This window comes from Corynebacterium nuruki S6-4 (genome assembly GCF_007970465.1).
Taxonomy (GTDB): domain Bacteria; phylum Actinomycetota; class Actinomycetes; order Mycobacteriales; family Mycobacteriaceae; genus Corynebacterium; species Corynebacterium nuruki.
The window spans coordinates 2126191-2148941 of record NZ_CP042429.1; the positions used below are offsets into that span (position 1 = coordinate 2126191).

Below are 22751 nucleotides of genomic sequence, written 5' to 3' on the forward strand. Positions count from 1 at the left end.
TTGCCCTGTCCCCACGCCCCGTAGCCTGGGTGCCATGGAGAGTTCCGTGTTGTGGATCGCCGTCCCGGTGGGCGTCATCGTCGGTGCCGTGGCCCTTGTCGTGGTGACATGGCTGCTGGCCAACGTCATGCGCCGGGTGCTGGGTGTGCCGGTGGGCTGGCCCCGGTCGATCATCGTCGCCCTGCTCGTCTCACTCGCCACCGGTGGGCTGGTGTACCTGGCGGTGGACCAGTTCTTCACCGACGAATCCGGACGCCACGTCTCCCCCGGCCCGGCGATCATCCTCGGCGGCATCGCCCTGCTGTGGATGCTGGGCCTCGGCGCCGGGGTACTGACCGTCCTGGAGCTCATCATCCCGACCGGGGCGCTGCCGAACCCGGCGTCCTGGGCGATGGGGCTGCGGGACCGGCGGGCACGCAACCGGCGGTACCGCCAGGTCGTCGCGATCTTCTTCCGGCACGGGCTGACCTCCTCGATCCCCGGGCTCAGCCGGCGTCCCGGCCACCGGCACGGCAGGTCGGGCGACGGGGCCGGCACCTCCGCGGCGTCCGGTGACGACCGTGCCGCGGTGCGGCGGGCGGCGCGGCACTTCCGCGAGGCGCTGGAGGAATCCGGCACGACCTTCGTGAAACTCGGCCAGAACCTGTCGACGCGCGACACGCTGCTGCCGAAGGAGTTCACCGCGGAACTCGGCCGGCTGACGACGAGCGCCTCCCCGGAACCGTGGGAGGACATCCGCGCGGCGATGACCGAATCCCTCGGCGCGGACCCCGAGGACGTCTTCGCCCGGGTCGACCATGAGCCGATGGCCGCGGCCTCGGTCGCGCAGGTCCACCGCGCCCGGCTCGACGACGGGACGCAGGTCGTCCTCAAGGTCCAGCGGCCCGGCACCCGGGAGAAAGTCACCCGGGACACCGACATCCTCATGCGGCTGTGCACCTGGCTGGACCGCAGCACCGACTGGGGCCGTGACATGGGGATCCGCAACATCGCCGCCGCCTTCACCGAGTCGCTCACCGAGGAGCTGGACTACACGGTGGAGGCCGCGAACATGCGGGAGATCAGCGCGGCGGTGCACGCCACGAAGCTGGTGATGCCGCAGGTCTACGACGAGTACTCCTCCGCCCGGCTGCTCGTCATGGACGAACTGGACGGGACGCCGCTGGGGGACGCCGCCGGGGAGCTCGCCGACCTGTCCGCGGAGGACCGCAGGTCCCTCGGCGATGCGCTGATGGTCTCCGTGATGCGCCAGATGATGCAGTACGGGGTGTTCCAGGCCGACCCGCACCAGGGCAACATCCTGCTCATGCGGGACCAGACGTGGCGGGAACAGTGGTCCCGCTCCGTCGGGTCCCTCGAGATCTCCGGCGGTTCCGAGGAGCGGCGTCCGGTCGGACTGGGCATGCTCGACTTCGGCGCGGTCGGCCACCTGGACGCCGCGGACCGGCAGCAGCTCGCCGCGGTCTTCGCCGCCATCGAGCACGGGGACGCCCGCATCCTCACCGATGCCCTGCTGGGCCTCATGGACCGCCCCGAGGATCTCGACGAACGGTCCCTGCAGCGCGCGGTGGGGGCGATGCTCTCCCGCTACCGCGGCGGCTTCGCCAAGGGCGAGGGGACGGCCCTGTTCAGTGGCCTGATGTCGATGATGAACGACTACCGGCTGGGGGTGCCGGAAGCTGTCGCCGCCGCGCTGCGCTGCCTCGGCGAACTCGAGGGGACGCTGCGGCTCATCCAACCCGACTACCCGGTCGTCGAGACCGCGCGGAAGGAGGGGTCCGCACTGGTCAAGGAGCAGTTCCACCCCTCGAGCCTGCGGGACGCCGCGGAAGGTGTGCTCATGGAGTCCCTCCCCATGGTCCGGGACCTGCCGCGGCAGCTCTCCGGCATCGTCGGCGACCTCAAGGACGGTCGGCTGTCGGTGAGTATGCGGATGTTCCGCAACCCCTCGGACCGGTCGTTCCTCACCAACCTGCTGCAGCAGTTCACCGTGGCGATCGTCGCGGGATTCTGCGTGCTCGGCGGCGTGGTGCTCATCGCCTTCGGCACCGCCGGACCGGTGCTCACCGGGGACCTGACGTGGCACGCGGCGATGGGCTACGTGGTGCTGTTCGCCGGCTTCCTCATGTCACTGCGCACCGTGGCGATGGTGCTGTTCCAGCGGCGGAGGTGACTACCTCGCGTCTCCGGCGTCCCGGCTGCCCTCAGTCCCCGCGATGCAGAGGCTCTGCAGGGTGTGGTCGTAGACGTCCAGGCTCTCGGTGGTCAGGTAGGACGCCGCCGCGGTGACGTCGGGGACGGTGGAGTACGCCTTCACCGTCGGCGTCCCGCCGAGGAGGTTGCCGACCGGATAGCTGACGTTCGTCGGCGCGGTGACCGTCCCCCAGATCTCGCCGGCGATCAGCGAGGTCAGTGCCTCGGCGACCGTGGCGTAGTCGATGCCGTTGCCGACAGTGAGGTCGGCGACGGCGGTCGACTGCCCGGCGGTGCCGTCGAACGCACCCTGCACCGCACCCCAGGCGAAGGTGACCATCGGGTTGTCGACCATCGCGAGAACCGGGTTGAGGTCCTCCGGCTCCTTCATGATGAAGTTATTCGTCACCTGCGCAGTCCGGGCGTTGCTCTTGAGCCGTACGACCTCCGCGTCGAAGGCACCTTCCTGGCCGGCGGGCACCTGGCCACGCATTCCCTCGGCCACGCGGTCGAGTGCTGCGCCGAAGGTCTCGGCGTCCCCGGTGGTACAGGTCGCCGTGTCGCCGAGGGCGAGATAGGCGGCGTTGCCCTGCTCGGCGGGCTGCACCGGGACCACGGGCGCCGCACCACCGTGGGTGAGCCGGTCCCCGTCGGCGGGGGCGGCGTCCCCGGTGTAGCAGCCGGCGGTGAGATTGCCCTGGAGGTTGTCAGCGAGCTGCTTGATGCCCTGCGAGCCGTACTGCAGCGGCAGCTTCGCGAGGTAGCCGATGGTGAGGTAGCCGCCGATGAGCGGGGTGCCGCCGGCCGCGGTGCCGATGCCGGGGATCGGGCCGATCGAGGGCATGGAGCGGGCGGCGATGTCCAGGGGGACGGTGAAGGAGTACATGCCGAGGACCAGGGTCTCGACGACCTCGGAGAGGCTCAGGTCCCTGAAGGCGACGGTGGCGTCCGCATCACCGTTGCGGATCTTGTCGAGCCGGGCGACCGCGAAATTGGCGTAGTGGTCGTCGTTCTCCACGGCCGTGTCGTTGAGCTCCGAGGCGTCCCGGGAGACGTCGACGTAGGCGACCTGCGAGGTCTGCAGCGCGGAGCGGAGATTGTCGACGTTGGTGGTGAACAGGGGCTGCAGCTGGGCCGGGATACCGACGCGGGTCTCGGCGACGATCTGGTCGTAGGCGGAGAGCACCGAGATGGTGTTGGCGTCCTGACAGACGGGGCGTCGGGCGCGGTGGTGTCGGGGGCGGGGGCATCGGGGTCGGCAGCGGCCGTCGGTGCGACAAGCACGGTGGTGCCCGCGGTCGCGGAGGCGAGCATGAGGGTCGTGGCGGTGCGCGACAGGCGCCCCGGAATGCGGAAAGTGAACGTCATGAGATAAACGTACCCTTACCTTTTCCGAAAGGCACGGCGAGAACCACCGGATGTTCCCTCCACTCACCCCGGCCCGGTCGGCCGGGATGACCGTCGGTCATTCCCGGTCAGCAGTTCCCCCTCAGTAGTTCTCCGGCGGATCACTGGCGGGGAAGGACTCCTTCTCCCACTCGTCGATCTCCTCGTTCTCCTCCTTCAGTTCCTCGACGGACACGCCGGAGTTCCCGGTCTCCGTGCCGTCACCGGAGCCGTCGGCCGGCTGCCCGCGGTGCCGGCCCTGGTACGCAGAATCTGTCTCGGACATCCTGGATGCCACCTCCACTCATCGTGTGTGTGCAGTTGTGTCACCACCGTACGCGCCCGTACCTGACCCGTCCACCGGCTCACTGCGACGGTCGTAGAAGTCCGTCATGAAGGTGATGCGGACCCCTCCGGATGCTCTCTCTGTGGTGGGCAGGTGGGAGGCCGGGACCGAGTTTGCGCAACCTCACACCCGCAGCACCGGACCAGAAGGACGTGACGCTCAACAACACCACTGCACGAACACCATCCCACCGCTGGCACCCCCTTCCTCACGGCAGGAAGACACGGCCCCACAGCCCTCCGCCACCACCTCGTGCGCAGAACCAGCCCCACAGGAACCCGCGGGACCGAACCTGCGCAACCGGACACTCCGATCCTGCACACCGGGCCCCGGAAAGTCCCGGTGGCATCGGTACCCGGCCGTTACAGCCGACATCCGTTGACCCCGTAAAGACTGTGACAGGCCTGTCCGACGGAACGGCCGGACTCCCTCAATCCGGCCAGTTACGCCGTTACAGCTCCCGTGACAGAACTGCAGACGCACCGGCTATCATCACCCGTTCCGCCCTTCGCCGTATGGGACGGTGACAGTACGGAACTGGAGGGACCACTCACATGCCGGAGTCTCGACGCCGGGTGTTACAAGCACTGTTACAGGCTCCGTTACAGCGAAATTCACCGCGGCACCAGCGACTGTTCCAGGACGTGTTACAGACAGCGCTACAGAAGCTGTTACAACACCCGGTGGCATCAGCCGCACTGCACAGGTCACACGTCGTCTTGATATCCGGACTCCGACCGCGTCGACCGTTCCCGCCGCCACCGGTTGACCGGGCCGGAGCCGTGCTTTCCATGGACTCCCGACATCATGATCATGACGACGTCGCCACGAGCCGAAGACACACCCGGACACGCTGCTCCCATAGGCAGAACTACGTCACGTCCCCGACAGCAAATCCCCGTGTTGGGGCGTCCACGCGTCCCAGTCCTACTTCTGCGCAGCGGTCCTGATCCGGTGAATCACCCGTGCCTGTGAAACCCGATCCGGCAATCGCTCCCGCGAGTGCTACGACTCTGCACCTGCGCAGAACCGGACACACGAAACTAGTCCGCAGCCCATCACGTCCCCTACCCTCAACCCCCGTGAACACCACCCCGGACCCCGACCGCATCGTCTTCGTCGGCGACCTCCACGACAACATCCACGCGTTCATCCACACCACCGACCTCGCCGTGTCCACCGGCGCGGCCACCATCATCCAGACCGGCGACTTCGGCTTCCACCACCCCGCCGACCTCGACCTCCTGCAACTCCTCCTCGACGAACGCGCCCCCGGCGTCGACTACCGGACCATCGACGGCAACCACGAGGACTTCACCGGCTCTTCCGGTTTCAGAGTGCGTTGATTGCGCCCCGGAGTCCACCCGAGTGGATCAGTGACCTCAAGATGTAGTTGGCCTTGTTCCGGAATCCCAGGGCGATACCGCGCAGGTGTCCCAGCTTGCCGTTGATGTTCTCGACCGGACCGTTGGACGCACCGGTGTCGAAGTACGCGAGGATGTCAGCCTGCCGCCGCCACAGGGTCTGACCCAGCACCCGCAGTTCCCGCAAGTCATTGGGGATCTTCACGTGCAGAGCCTTGATCACCTTGAACATCCGCAGCTTCCCGTCGCGTGGCCGGTCAGCCTGATAGGCGGCAAGAATCTCCTGGTAGAAATACCACGTCACCTGCACCGGCAGGTGCGCCTCGGCGGTGAGCACGTCATCAAGTTTCACCGCGTTGGCCGGGGTCACCAGTGACTTACGGGTCAGCAGAATGCGCCGGATCCCGTACAACGGATCCCCCGACCGCCCGCGGTGTCCTGTCGTCTCATTCTGGACCCGCTGCCGACATGCGGTGAGCTTGTCGATGGCCAGATGGACGACATGGAACGGGTCCATGACCTGCCGGGCCTGGCTCAGATGCTGGGTCGCGGCTTTCGCGTAGCCGGTGAATCCGTCCATGGTCACCACCCGGATCCTGTGGCGGAACGTGCTGCCGCGGGCGTCGAGCCAGTCGCCGAACGCGTCGGCACTGCGGCCGGGCACCATATCGAGCAGTCGGGCCGAGCCCACCCCGTCGACCAGCGGGGTCAGGTCGACGATCACGGTGACGAAGCCCGGGGGACCCGTCACCACGGACGTGCTTCCACTTGTGCTCGTCGACGCCGAGGACCCGGACCCGGTCCAACCGGGACGGATCCTGATAGGACAACTGCCGGCAGGCCGACAGGGCCAGTTGGTTGACCTTGTCCCAGCCGATACCCAACGCCCGGGCACAGGCTGTCACGCTCATCCCGTCGGTCGCCATGCGCTGGAGGATCCAGCGGGTCACTCGGCAGGTTACGGACTGTCGATCGTCGGCCGCCTGAGGGATAGGGGCCTGGAAGACGGTGACAGGACAATCGTCGTTGCCGCAGACCAGCCGGGGTACACGCACGTGCAGGACACTGGGGTGCCCGGCGATGGGCAGGTCTGTTAGTCGTCGTTCGACGTGGTCACGGACCTGGCAGTCCCGCCCGCAGCCCGGGCAGGTGGTGGACACCGACACGGGGTGGCAATACAGGTGGGTGACGTCCCCGGCGTCGGCGGCGTTGTCGATCGACAGGCCCAGCTCGGCAGTCCGGCAGATCGTGTCGGCGACGAGGTTCGGGGCGGGACCAGGGGTAACGGTAGGGTGAGACATGGATCCTGGAGCGGTTGGATGGATGCTTAAGACACCTTCATCCTGTCACTGCAGGGTCCTTCTACGTTCCCGGCCCCGGCCCCCTACATGTTGTGGTGGCCCATCCGGCCTGCTGCACACCTGCTACGCACTCTTCATTCGGAAGAGCCTGGAAACAGGGACAGTGCACCGCAAGTGTCTTCCATTGAGGCTAGGTATTGAAAAACTTTAGAGGTAGACGGCCATTCTTTATGGGGTTAGTCGCACCGGTTATACCGCAGACCTACTCACAGGACGCCGCGAGCTTACGCGACAGAGCCTCCAGATAGACCGCGTCCTGCGAACCCGGATCCCAGATCATCTCATTGAACATCTCCGCGTAGGTGCCGTCCTCCCGGAGGATCCTGCGGTAGGCCAGCCCCGGGGTGACGTTGCGCTCCGGCAGCAGGATCGAACCCATCCCCTTGCCCACCCAGCTGAGCAGGGTGGAACAGTTGGCGACCTCGACCTCCGACCGCCCCAGGGACAGCCCCTCCTCGTCCAGCAGACTGTGGACGGTACGGGTGATCCCGCACCCGTTCCTCGCGAGAATGAGCTCTTGTTCCGCCAGTTCCCGGACAGTCACCGGTTCACGTTCCCCGGACGTGTCCGACGAGCCCTCGGTCTCGACGAGGACGAGGTAGTCCGAATTGATCAGGCGGTGACTGTAAGCCGGCAGCAGTCCGTGCGCCGGAACCATGATCACGTCCAGCATCCCACCCCGGAGGTACTCCTCCAGTTGGTCGAGCTCGGACTCGAAGAGAGTGGCGTCCCTGCCCGGCGTCTCCGGCGAGTAGGTCTCCGGCCCGTAGACCAGTTCGCGCAGCCTGGTGACCAGGACCTTCTCGATCTGCGGTGACGTCCCGACCCGGATCTTCCCGTGCCCCCGTTCCGTGAAGGCCCGGGCCTCCGTCTCGACCCGTTCCAGGTCGACGACGACCTGGTTGACGCGGGGAAGGATGACGTCCCCGAAAGCTGTGGGCAGCGTCCCCCGCGGGTTACGGAGAAAGAGACGTCCACCGAGGTATTCCTCGAGCTTGGCGATACTGGAGGACAACGCGGGCTGGGTGACGTTGAAACGTCGCGCAGTGAACCGTCACACTTTTGTTGCCGCCGTTAGATTGGCTGAGTGGCCTTCTCAGACACCTGTCTCAGTGTAGCGTGTTCGGCCCAGAACGTGTCCTCGAACTCCGCCGGCGGGACCATCCCCAACGACGAGTGAAGTCGGGACGTGTTGTACCAGTGCACCCACGACGACGTCGCAATCTCCACATCCACCACCGACTCCAGCACCTCGGGGCTGAAGACCCGGTTGCGGATGCACTCGGCCTTGTACAACCCGTTGATCGTCTCCATCAACGCATTGTCGTACGCGTCTCCGACAGTGCCGACTGACGGGCTGATGCCCTCATCGGCCAGCGCACCGGTGAACCTCACCGCCGTGTACTGGCTTCCGGCATCCGAATGATGGATCAACCGGTCACGGTCTACCGGATGATCACCGCGTCTGCGCTCCCACAACGCCAGGCGCAGCGGGATCCGCACCAGTTCCACACCCTTGGACGTCTGCGCGTGCCAGGCGACGAGCCGCTGGGAGAACACGTCGACGATGAACGCGACGTACACCCAGCCTGACGTGGTCATCACGTAGGTGAAGTCCGCGACCCACACCAGGTTCGGTGCCGCTGCGGTGAAGTCCCGGTGCAGCAGATCCGACGCCCGGTCCTCAGGCTGGTTCTTCTTGCTTCGTGACGGTGACTTGCGCCTGCTCACCCCGGCCATTCCGGCGACACCCATCAGCCGGTCGACGGTCCAGTGCGCCACCTCGTGGCCGAGGCGCCGCAGGTGGGCAACCATTTTCCGCCGTCCGTACAACGATTCCGGGGTACCTTTCAGCCCGTGGAGGGTGTCCAGCAGTTGCGCATCGGACACCGTCCTGGGCGACGGGCCGGTGGCCCTGGCGTGACGGTAGGTCCGCGCCGCGATCGCCACACCCTGCCCCCGCAGGACCCGGCAGATCGACTCGACGGCGTGGCCTTGGCTTCTCATCTGGTCGATGAACCCGATGATCAGCGGTTTCGGGGGTCGAGTTCCCCGGCGAAGAAAACCGTCGCCGCCTTGAGGATCTCGTTGGATTCCCGCAGTCGCTTGATTTCCTTGCGCAGGCGCCGGATCTCCTCGTTGTCACCGGTGGTGACACCGGGGGCGTCTCCGGCGTCGATGTCGGCCTGGCGGGCCCAGTTACGCAGCGTCTCACGCGAGACTCCGAGCTCGTCACCGAGAGCGCGGCACACCGCAGTCATTGACGGGTAGTCACTGCGTTGCTGCTGCACCAGGCGGATGGCCCGGGCCTTGAACTCCGGGTCGTAGTGCTTGTTCATGTTGTTGATCCTTCCTCATTGGAAGGCGGCAAGATACCCGTGACGGTTCACAGCAGCGCTGAAGGACCCCGCATCAGCCACGGCGTCAGCATAGCGCAGTGATTCCAGTGACAGTCGGCCATTCATAATGCTTCTAGTCTAGTGTTCTGACCTCTAACATCAGCATCGCAGCCATAAGTGATGCTGATGTATCGGCTCTTTCGTCTATGCCGTCCCGCCAAGAGCCGGGCCCCGACAGTCGGTCAGGCGTCCGCCAGCGACGCGATCGCCGCGGAAACCCGGGCCGCGGCGTCCTCCGCGACCTCCCTGACGCCGTCGGCACCCTCGGAACCCTCAGCACCGACGAAGGACACCATCAGCGCCGGATTCACCGCCTCGACATGGATGATGCCGCCGTCTTCCCGGTCACGCCGAATGACCACGTTGCAGGGCATCATCAACCCCACCGCCCGTGACGCCTCCAGTGCCCGGTAGGCGAAATCCGGCTTGCAGGCACCGAGGATGAGGAAATCCTCCAGCTCAGCGCCGATCTTCGTCCTCATCGTGGCGGTGACGTCGATCTCGGTGAGGACGCCGAACCCTTGTGCGGCCAGGGCCCCGCGGGTGCGGGTCACGGCCTCGTCGAAGGGACAGGTGACGGTGGTGGAGAAGGAAAGCTGGTCAGACATGGTCGAACCTTTCGTGGTGAGTTCAGTGGGATCGGTCAGTGGGAGAAACTGATGTCCGGCAGCATCCGGCGCAGCCAGGCCGGTGACCACCAGGCCGCGGGTCCGGTGAGGATCAGCACCGCCGGCAGGAGCACCAGACGGATGAGCAGTGCGTCGAGGAGGACCGCGGTACCGAGGATGATACCCATCTCCTTCGGCGGCAACGGCTCCGCCAGGGCGAAGGTGAAGAACACGGCGACCATGACCGCCGCCGCGGCGAAGATGATCCTGCCGGAATGCGCCATACCCTCGATCACCGCGGTCGGGGAGTCACCGGCGATCTCATGGTGCTCCTTCACGGTGGCGAGCAGGAACACTGTGTAGTCCATCGCCACAGCGAAGATCATCGCGAAGAAGAACACCGGCCCCCAGCCGTCGAGGAATCCCTGCGGTTCGAAGCCGAGGAACCGGGACAGATCCCCGTTCTGGAAGATCAGCCGGGCCACGCCGAAGGCAGCGCCGGTGGACAGCAGGCTGACCACCGTACCGATCACCGCGATCAACGGTGCCCGCAGTGCGATGAGCAGCAGCAGGAAGCCGAGCAGCAGGATCACGCCGACGATCAGCGGGAAGTAACTGTCGAGGGCGTCCTGCAGATCGATGTTCTCCGCCGGTGCACCGCCGACCAGGGCAGAACCGGGCAGATCATCGCGCAACTGTTCGAGGATCCCGTTCATCGCCTTGTCCGAGGGGTCAACCTCAGGAACGGCCTGGAACATGGACAGTCCTGAATCATCGGTGGCGGGCATGGTCGGCGTCACCGCACCGATGCCGTCGGTCGCGGCGGCGATCCGTGCAGCCTCTGCGGCGTCACCGTCGTCGACGATGACCTGGAGCATGCCCGGCGCACCCTCTCCCATGGCATCCTGGACAAGGTGGTAGCCCTGGCGGACCGGTGCATCCTCGGGGACGACCGCGATCGACGGCATCGCCACCTTGAGACCGATAACCGGGATACACAGCACGATGAGCAGTCCGGTGGACGCCCCGGCCGCAATCAGCGGATGTCTGCGCAGCAGCGTCGCCCACCGGGCGAACACCGGTGACCGGTGCGTCTGTCGCTTGGCGAAGGGTAGGGCGACCGCATTGACGCGGGGCCCCAGCGCCCCGAGGACCGCAGGAAGGAGGGTGAAGGTCGCTGCGAGGACGAAGACCACGGCGAGCATGATGCCGACCGCCATGGTCTGCACCGCCGGTGCCGGCACGAGCAGGACAGCGGAGAGGCTGATGAGCACGGTGAGCCCGGACAGCAGGACCGCCTTTCCTGCGGTGCCGTAGGTGACGACGACGGCGTCCTTCGGCGTGTCCGAGGTACGCAACGCATCCCGGAAACGGGCGACGATGAACAGCGCGTAGTCGATCCCGAGGGCGAGGGCGAACATCAGGGCGAAGTTCATCGCCCACACCGAGATGGGGCTCACCGAGTTGAGCAGCACCAGGGCACCCGCGGAGGCGACGAGGCCGGCGATGGTGAGCATCAGTGGCAGTCCGGCGGCGACGAGACTACCGAAGGCGATGACGAGGATGATCAGAGTGACCGGCCACGACATCATCTCGGCCTTCATCATGGCGTCATGGTTGGCCTTGTTGAAGTCACTCCACAGCATCGACTGCCCGGTGGGGAAGACCTCGACGGTGTCGGTGGCCAGATCGGTGATGTCACCGGAGAGCTCATCGGCGAGCCGGACCATGTCGTCGGTGTCCGCGGCGGCCCCGGCGATGAGGATGCCGGTCCTCCCGTCCTGACTGACCGTGACGCCGGGGGTCGGGGGCATCACGTCGGCGATGCGGTCATCGGCCTCGAGCAGGTCGGTGGCCTTGTCGATGATGGCGGTGGTGGCGTCATCCCCGATTGTTCCGGCGTCGGTGTGGATGACGACCTGGATGGCGGAGGACGCGTTGCCTCCGAAGTGTTCCTGGGCGAGGTCCCGGACGGCGACGGATTCGGAACCGTCAGCCTGCCATCCCGCGCCGGCGAGGTCGTCGAAGACCGAGGGTGCGGCGGCACCGAGGCCGACGAGGACCATCAGCCAGACACCCAGGACCGGTTTCATGTGGTGTGCCATCCATCCGCCCCACCGTGCGAGGACGCCTGGCGGTCCCACCTGGTCGGATGCAGTCGCCATGGACTGTACGGCGTCTGTCTGCGTGGTCACATTGTCTCCTTCTGTCGTCTACCGTCCCCTGCGCGGTATATACCCCGGGGGGTATGTGCGAGAGTCCAACATACCTGTGGGGGTATAGGATCGCAACCATGAGCCTCAACGACGAGACGACCGCCGCCGCCCTGAACCGCCTGAAGAGGGCGCGCGGTCAGCTCAACGGCGTCATCGACATGATCGAGCAAGGCCGCGACTGCCGCGACATCGTCACCCAGCTCGCGGCCGTGTCCCGCGCCCTCGACCGGGCGGGTGTGAAGGTCATCTCCGGGGGAATGCGCGAATGCATCCGCGCCGCGGAGAACGGGGAACAACCCGAATTGTCCGAGGATGAGCTGGAGAAGATGTTCCTGTCACTGTCATGACTGCCCCGAATGGCGCACGCAACACTGCAGGGTTGACGTCGGTAGATGTTCGCAGCACCGGACGGGTCTGGTCGACTGGCCTGCTTGTATGCAGCCGGTAGGGAGACGGCGACCGCGCGGACGAACTCGGGTAGTGCGTCGTACTGGGCGTTCCGGTGGTGCCCCGGGGCCGGGGTTGCACCAATCCCGGGAAATCAACCCTCCCCGGGGATCTCAACGAGATCGAGGCAGCAACTCCCACCACGCTCAAGGTGGTGGGACACGGTCAAGGAAATACACGTCCACGTCGTGGCGGGTGCTGGGCGTTGACCTGCCTAGCCGTGATCATCGGCCGGCGGCCATGGGCCGATGTAGTCGGGGTTGCGCACCTGGCCCGGATAGTTCACCCGGCTGCTGATCCGACCCCCTGAAAACACGAGAATAGTGACCCTGAACTGCTACGATTCTAGGTGCTGAAGCCGAAATCTGAACAAGAACGTCGATCACCCTCACAGTGCAAGACCACCAACACTTGTCAATCGACATCACCACTGACCAGTCGATCTGCACAGGCGCCGGCACACTGCTCGTCGCCGACACCGCGAACACCCTCGGCATCGCAGAGGTTCTCGACGAACATCTCGCCGGCCTGACCCCGTCAGCAGTCACCCACACCGCCGGGACGGTGATGACGTCCCTGGCTGTCGCTTTGACTGCTGGCGCCACCTGCCTCGATGACCTGGACCTGCTGAAGCCTCTGGTGGCTACGGGTCTGACCAGGCCCATCGACTCAATGACCACCGCACACCGGCGGATCCACCAACTCCACGACCACGCCGATCTGGTTGACGACAAGATGACCCGGGCAATGCGACAGGCCCGCACCCTCGCCTGGAACGCACTCGGGGCACTGAACCCGATCGCTTCGGCAACCAGGGATGACCCGCTGATCATCGACATCGACGCCTCCCTGATCCACATCCACTCCAACACACAGAACGGGCGCACCGACCTACAAAGGCGGCTACGGGTTCCACCCCCTGTGCGCCTTCGTCGACCACGGACCGGGTCTGGGCGGTGAACCCCTGGCCCTGCTCATGCGGCCGGGAAACGCCGGGGCGAACAACGCCGACGACCACATCACCCTGCTCCGCCGGGCCTACCGGGCCCTGCCCGGATCCCAGCGCGGCGGCAACATCGGACACAAGATCCTCGTACGCACCGACGGGGCCGGCGGAACGAGAAACGTTGCCGCCTACCTCCACTCCCGCGGCTTCGCCTACTCGTTGGGCATCCGGGTGACCGACAAGATCGGCGCGCTGGTGTCCACCATGTCCGACGAGATCAAGCAGGGCGTTCTACGCCCCGGTGCCAACGGTGGGGTCACCGATGCCGACACCGCCTATGTCGCCGATATCACCGGGCTACTGTCCACCGGGAAGGCCGGGGAGTACGGCATCAACCTGGATAGCTTCCCCACCGGTACCCGGGTCATCGTCCGGGTGGAGTACCCCGCGGCGGGCTGCCAGTTGCGCATCACCGATGTGGACGGTCGACGGGTCACGGCATTCATCACCGACTCGGCCGGCCAACCCCAGGTGCTGGACCTGCGACACCGGGGCCGGGGCCGGTGCGAGCAGCGCATCAAAGACGCCAAGGACCTCAGCTTCCTCGCCGTGCCCCACCACTCGTTCGCGGCGAAGAAGGCCCGCACCGCTGCCCGGTCATGGTGGTGGTTATGGGACCCCGGCTCACTACGAGCCCGGCTGCTGTCCACTGCGGCGACGGTGGCCCGTCACGCCAGACAGGTGCGGGTGCACTTGGATGGTCATGCCCCGCACACTGGCCTGCTGGCCGCGGCCTTGGCCCAGATACGGTCACTGAACCGGCTCTTCCGGTTTCAGAGTGCGTTGATTGCGCCCCGGAGTCCACCCGAGTGGATCAGTGACCTCAAGATGTAGTTGGCCTTGTTCCGGAATCCCAGGGCGATACCGCGCAGGTGTCCCAGCTTGCCGTTGATGTTCTCGACCGGACCGTTGGACGCACCGGTGTCGAAGTACGCGAGGATGTCAGCCTGCCGCCGCCACAGGGTCTGACCCAGCACCCGCAGTTCCCGCAAGTCATTGGGGATCTTCACGTGCAGAGCCTTGATCACCTTGAACATCCGCAGCTTCCCGTCGCGTGGCCGGTCAGCCTGATAGGCGGCAAGAATCTCCTGGTAGAAATACCACGTCACCTGCACCGGCAGGTGCGCCTCGGCGGTGAGCACGTCATCAAGTTTCACCGCGTTGGCCGGGGTCACCAGTGACTTACGGGTCAGCAGAATGCGCCGGATCCCGTACAACGGATCCCCCGACCGCCCGCGGTGTCCTGTCGTCTCATTCTGGACCCGCTGCCGACATGCGGTGAGCTTGTCGATGGCCAGATGGACGACATGGAACGGGTCCATGACCTGCCGGGCCTGGCTCAGATGCTGGGTCGCGGCTTTCGCGTAGCCGGTGAATCCGTCCATGGTCACCACCCGGATCCTGTGGCGGAACGTGCTGCCGCGGGCGTCGAGCCAGTCGCCGAACGCGTCGGCACTGCGGCCGGGCACCATATCGAGCAGTCGGGCCGAGCCCACCCCGTCGACCAGCGGGGTCAGGTCGACGATCACGGTGACGAAGCCCGGGGGACCCGTCACCACGGACGTGCTTCCACTTGTGCTCGTCGACGCCGAGGACCCGGACCCGGTCCAGTCGGGTGGGATCCCCGTAGGACAGGTGCCGGCAGGCCGACAGGGCCAGTTGGTTGACCTTGTCCCAGCCGATACCCAACGCCCGGGCACAGGCTGTCACGCTCATCCCGTCGGTCGCCATGCGCTGGAGGATCCAGCGGGTCACTCGGCAGGTTACGGACTGTCGATCGTCGGCCGCCTGAGGGATAGGGGCCTGGAAGACGGTGACAGGACAATCGTCGTTGCCGCAGACCAGCCGGGGTACACGCACGTGCAGGACAATGGGGTGCCCGGCGATGGGCAGGTCTGTTAGTCGTCGTTCGACGTGGTCACGGACCTGGCAGTCCCGCCCGCAGCCCGGGCAGGTGGTGGACACCGACACGGGGTGGCAATACAGGTGGGTGACGTCCCCGGCGTCGGCGGCGTTGTCGATCGACAGGCCCAGCTCGGCAGTCCGGCAGATCGTGTCGGCGACGAGGTTCGGGGCGGGACCAGGGGTAACGGTAGGGTGAGACATGGATCCTGGAGCGGTTGGATGGATGCTTAAGACACCTTCATCCTGTCACTGCAGGGTCCTTCTACGTTCCCGGCCCCGGCCCCCTACATGTTGTGGTGGCCCATCCGGCCTGCTGCACACCTGCTACGCACTCTTCATTCGGAAGAGCCACTTCACCCTCCTGCACCCCGACGCCACCACCCCCACCCCACTGACCCGCAGCATCACCCACATGCCACGCGGCACCCGCGACCGGATCGCCGGAGCGGACCTCCTGTTCCTCGGCGGGGCGACCTCCACCGACCGCAGCTGGCGCACCGAAGGCCTCGACTGGTTCCCCGCCGAGCACATCACCGACACCCAGGTCGACCGCGCCATCACCACAGCCCCCGACGCAGCCGGCGGCCCGGTCGACGTGCTCGTCACCCACGAGACCGGCACCACCGCGTTCGCCGCCCTGGCCGCCGACAGTGAACACGCCCGCGACAAAGTCGGCGACCCGCTCGGGGACGCCGACCGGGCCCGCATCGACCGCGTTCTCACCGCCGTGCACCCAACAGTCCACATCCACGGTCACCACCACACCCGCTTCGCCGCACCCCTGGACGGCGACCTGACCGGGGTGCTGGACATCGCCCTGGCCAAAGAGACCGACGACGGATCCGTCGTCGTCCTCGACACCCACGCCGGTGGTCCGGATCAGTGGACCTGGTCGGTACCGGTGGCCCACCGGCAGGTGATCACCGACACCGGCTGGTACCCGGTCGACGAGTTCACCGTGACCGGGTCCGGTCCCCTGTGGCCCTGGGCCGACACCGAACTGCCCTGGCCCACACCCGCGTTCACCGCCGACACCCCGGCGGCAACGGTGGAGTCGGTGACCGCCCACCGCATGACCCTCCAGCGGTTCCTCGACCGCGGCGGCGGGACACACCGACTGCCGAGGACCCGGTGGATGCGCCTCGACGCCGACAAGGCCGTCGAGGCGCATCCTCAGTGGGCCGGCCCGGCCGAGCGGTTCACACACTGGCTGACCACCGAGGACCTCACCGCCCTGGCGACCCACCTGTTGGATCCGCGGCCGGAGTGCGACGTCTACCGGGCACTGAGCACGATGCCACTGCGCTGGGGCACCGCGGAGATCCGACTGTGGGCCACCGACGCCGCGAACCAGCACCGACGGCGAGCAGGAAAAATACTCTGACCTGCGCAGAAGTGGGCACACAATACTGGACGGCACGTCTCCGATCGGCTTAGCCTTGTCCCCATGAGCGTCCACCCCGACTACCCGGACCCCAGCCTGATTCCCGGTGACCTCCCCTTCGAGCACGTCTGCGAGGTCTGCGGGAAAACCGAGTCATTGTCCTCTGATGCGGCCTACGCCGCCGGCTGGGACTACCCGCCGGAGATGGGAGAGTGGGGTGTTATCTCCGTGCGCACCTGTGACCGCTGCAGGATGACCGACACGGTGTGGTGGGCCATGATCCACTGGAAGAAGACCCTCGACGATCTCACACCGGAGCAGCGGAAGACGGTGGCGAGGATCCTCAATGAGGTGCCGGACTAGGAGTAACAAGACAAGCCCTTCATCACGTCCCTGAGCTGCGATGACTGAGTATGTGGACTCCCCGGACGCCGGTATCGTTTCAACACATGACATACAAGTTCACCGCATTCACTGCTGCACTGACCGCCGCTCTCTCCCTGACCGCCTGCGGCTCCGACGGCGCCGCCACCGAGAGCGTTCCGCTCCCCACCGGCGAAGCCACCGGGTATCACGAGTACGACGACGGCACGTCCGTCTACGAGTTCCGTGGAGCCCCCACTCCTCTGGGCGGCGTCGACCCCTCGAAGCCAAAAGTGCGGGCACGACAACCGTAGAGCTGTCCTGCAGTGGCCCTGCAGAGGCCTGGACCGACGGTGATGCAGGAGCCACGGAACACATCGAGATGTCCACTGACTCGCGTCACCCCTACGTCTTCGCTTCCAACGATCCCGCCAGCGGCGGAAGGTACAGCGCGACCATCAAGCCCGAAAACCAGGAAACGGCGTGCGGAGCCACCGTCTACGACGGAGACCGGGTCGAGGCAGCCGCCAATTACGTGAACCGCGGCACTGTGGTTGTCACGCTGGAGATTCCGGCCAACCCCAACGCCTGACTGCACGGCCACCCGAACCTTCCGGCATTTCACCGGAATCCTATCCCCGGAACGCAGTGACTCAATGGTCCTCGTGGGCGCCTCGGACCACCACGACCAGCGGCCGTCGTGGAAAATGCCCTCAGCACCACGAAGGAATCATCCGAGAACAACGCCGGAACCATCCAACTCCCGCTTCGTCTCGGCATCCTCAGCCCCCGAGGCCAAAACTACTGGCGCCCCGTCCGACCGGTACTTCGGGGCGTCTCCAGTCAGCCACCGCACAGCACGGTGCAGGCTGGCGTAGCAGGGCTCGCCCGCCACGTGCGTCGCGTAGTCCGCTTTGTCCTTCTCCCAGTGCTTGGCGAACCTCGGGTCCGGTTTGGGCAGTTCGTCGGTGGGGATCCAGCACAGCTCCACCTCACCACCGAACTTGGTCTCCCCGAGGATGAGGTTCGTCCCCAGACGCATTTCCGCGTGTTCATGCGCCGCGACAATCGGAACCTTGTGCGTCACCGTGTTGCGCACAACCCGAAGCGCGGCGACCAGCTCCGCCTCGTCACTCTCTGTGCCGTCACCGGTCAGTCGGTTGCCCGGGTAGGCGAGCTGCTCGGCCAGCAGACGCACCCACCACAGCGTCTCCACGGCCGCCAACCGCCCCTCGGAGGAATCGCCGTCCCCGGGTCGCCGGGCCAGCCGCAGCCTCTCCAGCGCCGCCCGCGCTCCGCGGCAGGCGAGGTTGATGTCTTCGGGTGTGGGAGCGGGCACAGGCGGCCTCCTGGAGTTAGGCGCGGGGTGATCGGCGCCGAGGGTACGTGAGTTCGTGGACTCCTCGGGGGTGAACCCTCGGGAGTTTCCGGCCCGATGTACCCGGAGCCCCGTATTCGGGAGTTCCACCCGTGACTCACGAACCTTCGATTTCCCGGGGACGATTTTGCCGGACATCGAAAAACCGGAGGTCACCAACCCTTTCGAGTTAGTGGCCTCCGGCCCGTGCAATCCGTGGACTGCACATTGTGGAGCTATGGGGAATCGAACCCCAGACCTTCGCATTGCGAACGCGACGCTCTACCAACTGAGCTATAGCCCCGCTCGACCATCGGCACTGCCGTGGACAACATCGGACAGCCTACACCCGCCACCGGAGAACTCATAGTCGGCCCCGGCATCTCCTGCTTTAGGCTCACGACCATGACACGCATCACCCTCATCGAAGCCCGTCTCGTCGCCCAGGGACTCACTGCTCCGACAGCATCCTCGGCCTCGGCGGTTCTGGCCGCGTCCGGTCCGATGCAGGGGCAGGAGCTCCCCGGGGTGACGAGTTCGTTGGCTCTGCGACTCGCCGGGGGCGCAGAATGGAGCGGAAGAGTAGTTCAGGCGTTCGACAACGGTGATATTGTCCGCGGGTACCCGATGCGGTCGACGGTGTTCGCCCTTGCCGCTTCGGACGCCGCGTGGGTGACGGAACTCTGCTCGGTCACACAGCGTCGACAGTCCGCCCGCCAGCTCGCCCGCCATGACATATCCGGGGCCATGACGGCGACCGCCGAGGACGTGCTGCTCGCCCATCCGGGCGGTCTCACCCGGTCGGCACTCGCCGAACAATGGCGGAACCGGGGACTGCCCGGAGGCCGTTCCTTCCTGTATCTCATGGTGCGCGACCTCATGCTGCGCGGCGTGGCGGTCTACGGCCCGACGGAGGGGAGGGAGCAACGTGTGGTGCCGGCGGCGGGGCGTCTGCCGTCCGGATCCGACCTCGCGGGACGCTTCAACGGGGACGCGGTCGCGGCGACAGCCGAGCTGCTACGTCGGTACCTCCGGAGCCACGGCCCCGCGGGCCTCCGCGACTTCGCCTGGTGGACGAAACTGCCGCAGCGGCAGATCAATGCCGCGTTTTCGGAGGTCAGACATGACGTCGAGCCGGCGGCTCCGAGTTTCTCGACGGTTCTCCGGGAGGAGGCGTTCGTCCGGCCCGGGCTCATGGACGAGGTGACCGAGGCCCGGAAAGAAGCGCACGGGACATTCCTCCTGCCCGCGTTCGACGAGATCGTCCTGGGCTACCGGGACCGGCTGGCGGTCATGGCGGACGATCATCACCGGCAGGTGGCGCCCGGCAACAACGGCGCGTTCCGGAAGACCGTGGTGCGCGGCGGGCGCTTCATCGCCACCTGGTCGGCACCCGCGAACAGCTCAGGACGCCGCCTCGACCTCTCTCCTTTCCGCCCGCTCAGCGCGGCCGGTGTGCGTGATGTCGAGCGGGCTTTCCGGAACTATCCACACAGTCGGTGACCGGGTGCCGGTCACTCGACGCCGGGAACGTCATGCCGCGGATGGTTTCACGTGAAACTGCCCGCGGAGAACTTTTACTTCCGAATGCTTGACATCGACCGGGGTCGTCATTACAATGAAACACAGGATCGAATCAGTCGGTCAGTGAATCCACCTGGACCAGGTGGGGGAAGCACAGGGGCGGGGACATGGACGGTACAGAACTCCTACCGGAGCCGGAACTGAATCCTCCCGTCGGCGTCACCAGTGTCCGGGATCTGGAAGACGCTGTCGCCGCTGTCGAACAGTCCGTCGCGGACCTACTCACCCATGACGACGGGACGTGGGCGCGTGCCGACTGTGTCACCCGCCTGGAGCTCTACCGGAGGCTCGAACGGGTGCGGAACCGCCTCGCGCTCGTGGACACCCGGTTCCTTGACGCTGTCGAAGCCACCGGCGACATCACTCCCCGACGGCGGCAACGACCGACCTGGTTCGCCCGCACCGTCGGCATTCCCCGACGGGAGGCGCGTGAACGGCTCGCCGCCGCCTCCCGCCTCTCCCCCGGCCGCGATCCGTGGGCGCCCGATCCCGGTGCACCCGGCCCCGACCACATGCCGGCGATCACGGAAGCCGTTGACGAGGGGGTCATCGGCACGGCGACAGTTGCGAAGCTGGACAAGCAGCTGCGCGAGATGCCCGAGAATGTCCATGCCGAACTGACGGCGTCCGCCGACGCCCCCGTCGCAGCACTCCTCCGGGAGACCGACCCCGACATCATCGGGAAGGTGCGGCCTTTCCTCCTCCAGCTCACCGGTACCGAGGACCCGTTCACTGATGCTGACCGCCGGCGACTCCGGGGAGTGACCATCGGCGCACAGGGCCCGGACGGGATGAGCCGGCTGTCCGGCTACCTGACCCCGGAAGCCGCCACCGTCATGACCCGACTGTTCGCCGATCACGCCAATGCCGGCAGCCTCGACGGCGGTGCACAGGATATCGCCGATCGACGTGGCGACGGGTCCACTGTCTCCGACGCAGCCGGCGACAGTGACAGTGCCGCTGGTACCGAACCCGACCCACGGACGCCGGCGCAGTGCCGCCATGACGCCCTTTTCGCGGCGGTCAACGCAGGATACGGCCCCTCCGGGGATCTGCGCCCACGCAGAGGTGCCACGACCATCGTCGCCGCGATGACAGTCGACCAGCTCCTGGCCAGAACGGGAACGGTGACCACAGATGCCGGAACCTCGGTCAACGTCAGCACGCTGGTGGAACAGACCGACGTCCGGGATGTGTTCCTGCAGGTCATGGACTTCCGCGGTCAGACTCTCTACCTCGGGCGGTCGGCGCGGAACGCCTCGTTGGCACAGTATCTGGCCCTGGTCGGTGAAGAGGGTGTCAGTTCAGCACCCGGGTCCTCTGTCGCTCCCGCATTCACCGACGTGCACCACATCGTGGCCTGGAGCCGGAACGGCCCCACGGACCTCGACAACCTCACTCTCGTCGACCGGGCCCACCACCGGACCATCGATGACTCGAAGACAAACGACGAACGGTGGCAGACGTATCCGGCTCCGTCAGGTTCAGTGGAACGTCTGGACTGGGTCCCGCCGGTCATGGAGGATCCCGACCGCGAACCCAGAACGAACCCCCACCCGATGGTCTGGAACAACCCCGGCCAAACACTGCGCCGCCATGCCCACGACCGAGGCTGGCACCGACCCCAGGGCGCGGAAGGCACGGACCCGACCGGGGGACACCAACCGTGGTACCGGACAGTGCCCTCGGACGCCGGGTCCGCACCACCGGCGGAGTCGCCACCGCCTGCCCCACCTTCCCCGCACCCGGAGCATGACCCACCTCCGTAGTCCACACACGGTCTCGAGCGGTCGGACCGATTGTGGAGTCCCGATGACCTTCGCCCCGTCCAGGACCGGCATCTCCCGTCCGCCATGGTCGAAATGCGTCCAGCTTCCAATCGGCACCCGCATCCGCATTGCCTGGTCATTTCGTCACAGTGATGCTATGAGATCATGTAGCGCACATCGCACCTATGGATGCGCGTACCGATGGCGGTTCAATGATCGACCGCATAGCACAACGTCCACCGCCCGGATACCTGACCGCAATCGCAGTACGTCCGTTCTCTCCGGCAGTCTCCTGGAGGAGTGCGGAATACCGTCGACGAAAACCATGTCGCCTGTACCGGTGATTGTCTCCTCTATCGCCGTCCGTCCAGCAGGCATGCCTGGCCCGGACCCGCCCAACTGATATCGCGCTGCTATCGGGATCCACACCCGCCCGCGCTTCCGGACACGTTCACCCAGTTTCTGACGGCCAAGGATTCAGCGCGATTCCGGGTCGGCGGACCCGTCGACGATGCACAAAACCCGGTCGCTCCCTTGACGGCACTCTCCACACTACGGTGCAAGGATTCCTCGCGAGACCTTTCCATTCGCTCACGCCCGATTGTCCCGTCTCCGGTCCCGGAAACCTCGTCGGCCCATCCCCCTCCCCCGTAACCACTTTCCCCGGATCAGTCGTCGCCAGGACCCGGGACGAAGGAAGATCAGCCGATCACCCGTGGAGGTTTCACGTGAAACTCGCACACCATCTCCCGACAGCAGACTGAAGAACCGACAACTCCGGAGCTTCCCGTGATCCTGGCGTACATCCCGAATTCGTTGCAGCAGTGCCTGGCGTCGGTGATGCTCCCGGATCCGCGGGGTTGATCCACCGGTCCCGAATCGCCGCTGCGTCCGACGACGCCACGGCGTGCGGTGCTCTGGTCCGCCGGCCAGTCCAAGCGAAGAAGGCCGCTGCCGTCCCGCGTGACAGAAGTGACCGGGCCCTACCCTGAGCCGCACCGTCTTCCGCCTCGGTGGCCCCACTAGGGGACGGCATCTCTTTCCCGACCGTGGATCAGCATCC

18 protein-coding genes, 1 tRNA gene and 3 pseudogenes are annotated in these 22751 nt (G+C 66.4%); 11 read left to right on the forward strand and 11 right to left on the reverse strand.

From position 1 onward, the window contains the following. Positions 1-34: 34 nt before the first annotated feature. Complete coding sequence (locus FSW06_RS09520; RefSeq protein ID WP_010122626.1) at positions 35-2173, forward strand: ABC1 kinase family protein; 2139 nt, start codon at positions 35-37, stop codon at positions 2171-2173. On the opposite strand, the gene FSW06_RS09525 is transcribed toward FSW06_RS09520, so the two are convergent. Both FSW06_RS09525 and FSW06_RS09530 read right to left on the reverse strand, forming a co-directional pair. Beyond that, complete coding sequence (locus FSW06_RS09525; protein WP_010122624.1) at positions 2174-3379, reverse strand: hypothetical protein; 1206 nt, start codon at positions 3377-3379, stop codon at positions 2174-2176. It lies immediately after the preceding gene. A 303-nt stretch (positions 3380-3682) separates the two neighbouring features. Then, the gene (locus FSW06_RS09530) at positions 3683-3865 is read right to left on the reverse strand and encodes a hypothetical protein (RefSeq protein WP_010122622.1); all 183 of its coding nucleotides are present in this window, start codon (positions 3863-3865) and stop codon (positions 3683-3685) included. 1142 nt (positions 3866-5007) lie between these two features. Here FSW06_RS09530 and FSW06_RS09535 point away from each other — a divergent pair. Next, on the forward strand, positions 5008-5271 hold the full coding sequence (locus tag FSW06_RS09535) for a metallophosphoesterase (RefSeq protein ID WP_170233723.1): 264 nt from the start codon (positions 5008-5010) through the stop codon (positions 5269-5271). Here FSW06_RS09535 and FSW06_RS09540 read toward each other — a convergent pair. The 6 genes and pseudogenes from FSW06_RS09540 to FSW06_RS09560 form a co-directional block, all read right to left on the reverse strand. Next, positions 5258-6590 (reverse strand): annotated as a pseudogene (locus FSW06_RS09540) (ISL3 family transposase). The gene FSW06_RS09535 and the pseudogene FSW06_RS09540 sit on opposite strands and share 14 nt — an antisense overlap. 262 nt (positions 6591-6852) lie before the next feature. After that, the gene (locus FSW06_RS09545) at positions 6853-7593 is read right to left on the reverse strand and encodes a LysR family transcriptional regulator substrate-binding protein (RefSeq protein ID WP_273051040.1); all 741 of its coding nucleotides are present in this window, start codon (positions 7591-7593) and stop codon (positions 6853-6855) included. Beyond that, positions 7588-7683, reverse strand: a pseudogene (locus tag FSW06_RS14950) (LysR family transcriptional regulator); the annotation flags it as partial. The gene FSW06_RS09545 and the pseudogene FSW06_RS14950, both read right to left, overlap by 6 nt. A 41-nt stretch (positions 7684-7724) precedes the next feature. Next, positions 7725-8989 (reverse strand): IS3 family transposase gene (locus FSW06_RS09550; RefSeq protein WP_238526022.1). Its coding sequence is split into 2 segments (ribosomal slippage): positions 7725-8716 and positions 8716-8989, totalling 1266 coding nucleotides; the frame shifts between segments, so codons are not numbered across the junction. Positions 8990-9231: 242 nt separating this feature from the next. Continuing rightward, the gene (locus FSW06_RS09555) at positions 9232-9657 is read right to left on the reverse strand and encodes a DUF302 domain-containing protein (RefSeq protein ID WP_010122609.1); all 426 of its coding nucleotides are present in this window, start codon (positions 9655-9657) and stop codon (positions 9232-9234) included. 35 nt (positions 9658-9692) lie between these two features. Further along, complete coding sequence (locus tag FSW06_RS09560; RefSeq protein WP_083827138.1) at positions 9693-11822, reverse strand: MMPL family transporter; 2130 nt, start codon at positions 11820-11822, stop codon at positions 9693-9695. 128 nt (positions 11823-11950) lie between these two features. On the opposite strand from FSW06_RS09560, the gene FSW06_RS09565 reads away from it, so the two are divergent. From FSW06_RS09565 to FSW06_RS14960, 3 genes are all read left to right on the forward strand, one after another. After that, positions 11951-12220: a metal-sensitive transcriptional regulator gene (locus FSW06_RS09565; protein ID WP_010122607.1), complete on the forward strand. Its 270-nt coding sequence runs from the start codon at positions 11951-11953 to the stop codon at positions 12218-12220. A gap of 511 nt (positions 12221-12731) precedes the next feature. Continuing rightward, complete coding sequence (locus FSW06_RS14955) at positions 12732-13280, forward strand: transposase (RefSeq protein WP_158005232.1); 549 nt, start codon at positions 12732-12734, stop codon at positions 13278-13280. Then, a complete protein-coding gene (locus FSW06_RS14960) occupies positions 13270-14160 on the forward strand; it encodes a transposase (protein WP_276508052.1) in 891 nt (296 codons plus the stop codon). Before FSW06_RS14955 ends, FSW06_RS14960 begins: the two co-directional genes overlap by 11 nt. Here the strand turns inward: FSW06_RS14960 and FSW06_RS09580 are convergent. Continuing rightward, a pseudogene (locus tag FSW06_RS09580) lies at positions 14100-15432 on the reverse strand (ISL3 family transposase). The gene FSW06_RS14960 and the pseudogene FSW06_RS09580 sit on opposite strands and share 61 nt — an antisense overlap. Positions 15433-15643: 211 nt before the next feature. Here FSW06_RS09580 and FSW06_RS09585 point away from each other — a divergent pair. The 4 genes from FSW06_RS09585 to FSW06_RS09600 all read left to right on the forward strand — a co-directional run bounded on the left by FSW06_RS09585 (position 15644) and on the right by FSW06_RS09600 (position 17570). Beyond that, positions 15644-16615 carry a hypothetical protein gene (locus FSW06_RS09585; protein WP_146881340.1) on the forward strand — a complete coding sequence of 324 codons (972 nt, stop codon included), beginning with the start codon at positions 15644-15646 and terminating at the stop codon, positions 16613-16615. Positions 16616-16678: 63 nt separating this feature from the next. Continuing rightward, positions 16679-16978: a hypothetical protein gene (locus FSW06_RS09590; protein WP_010122594.1), complete on the forward strand. Its 300-nt coding sequence runs from the start codon at positions 16679-16681 to the stop codon at positions 16976-16978. 86 nt (positions 16979-17064) lie between these two features. Further along, positions 17065-17292, forward strand: coding sequence for a hypothetical protein (locus FSW06_RS09595; protein ID WP_029450319.1), 228 nt, complete (start codon positions 17065-17067; stop codon positions 17290-17292). 68 nt (positions 17293-17360) lie between these two features. Further along, on the forward strand, positions 17361-17570 hold the full coding sequence (locus tag FSW06_RS09600) for a hypothetical protein (RefSeq protein ID WP_010122591.1): 210 nt from the start codon (positions 17361-17363) through the stop codon (positions 17568-17570). A 138-nt stretch (positions 17571-17708) separates the two neighbouring features. On the opposite strand, the gene FSW06_RS09605 is transcribed toward FSW06_RS09600, so the two are convergent. Beyond that, a complete protein-coding gene (locus FSW06_RS09605; RefSeq protein ID WP_010122590.1) occupies positions 17709-18317 on the reverse strand; it encodes a hypothetical protein in 609 nt (202 codons plus the stop codon). Positions 18318-18566: 249 nt separating this feature from the next. Continuing rightward, a tRNA-Ala gene (locus tag FSW06_RS09610) sits at positions 18567-18639 on the reverse strand. A gap of 101 nt (positions 18640-18740) precedes the next feature. Here FSW06_RS09610 and FSW06_RS09615 point away from each other — a divergent pair. Together FSW06_RS09615 and FSW06_RS09620 are read left to right on the forward strand one after the other, a co-directional pair. Next, a complete protein-coding gene (locus FSW06_RS09615; protein ID WP_040431014.1) occupies positions 18741-19838 on the forward strand; it encodes a winged helix DNA-binding domain-containing protein in 1098 nt (365 codons plus the stop codon). A 188-nt stretch (positions 19839-20026) separates the two neighbouring features. Next, complete coding sequence (locus tag FSW06_RS09620) at positions 20027-21688, forward strand: HNH endonuclease signature motif containing protein (protein ID WP_010122587.1); 1662 nt, start codon at positions 20027-20029, stop codon at positions 21686-21688. Positions 21689-22751: the final 1063 nt, after the last annotated feature.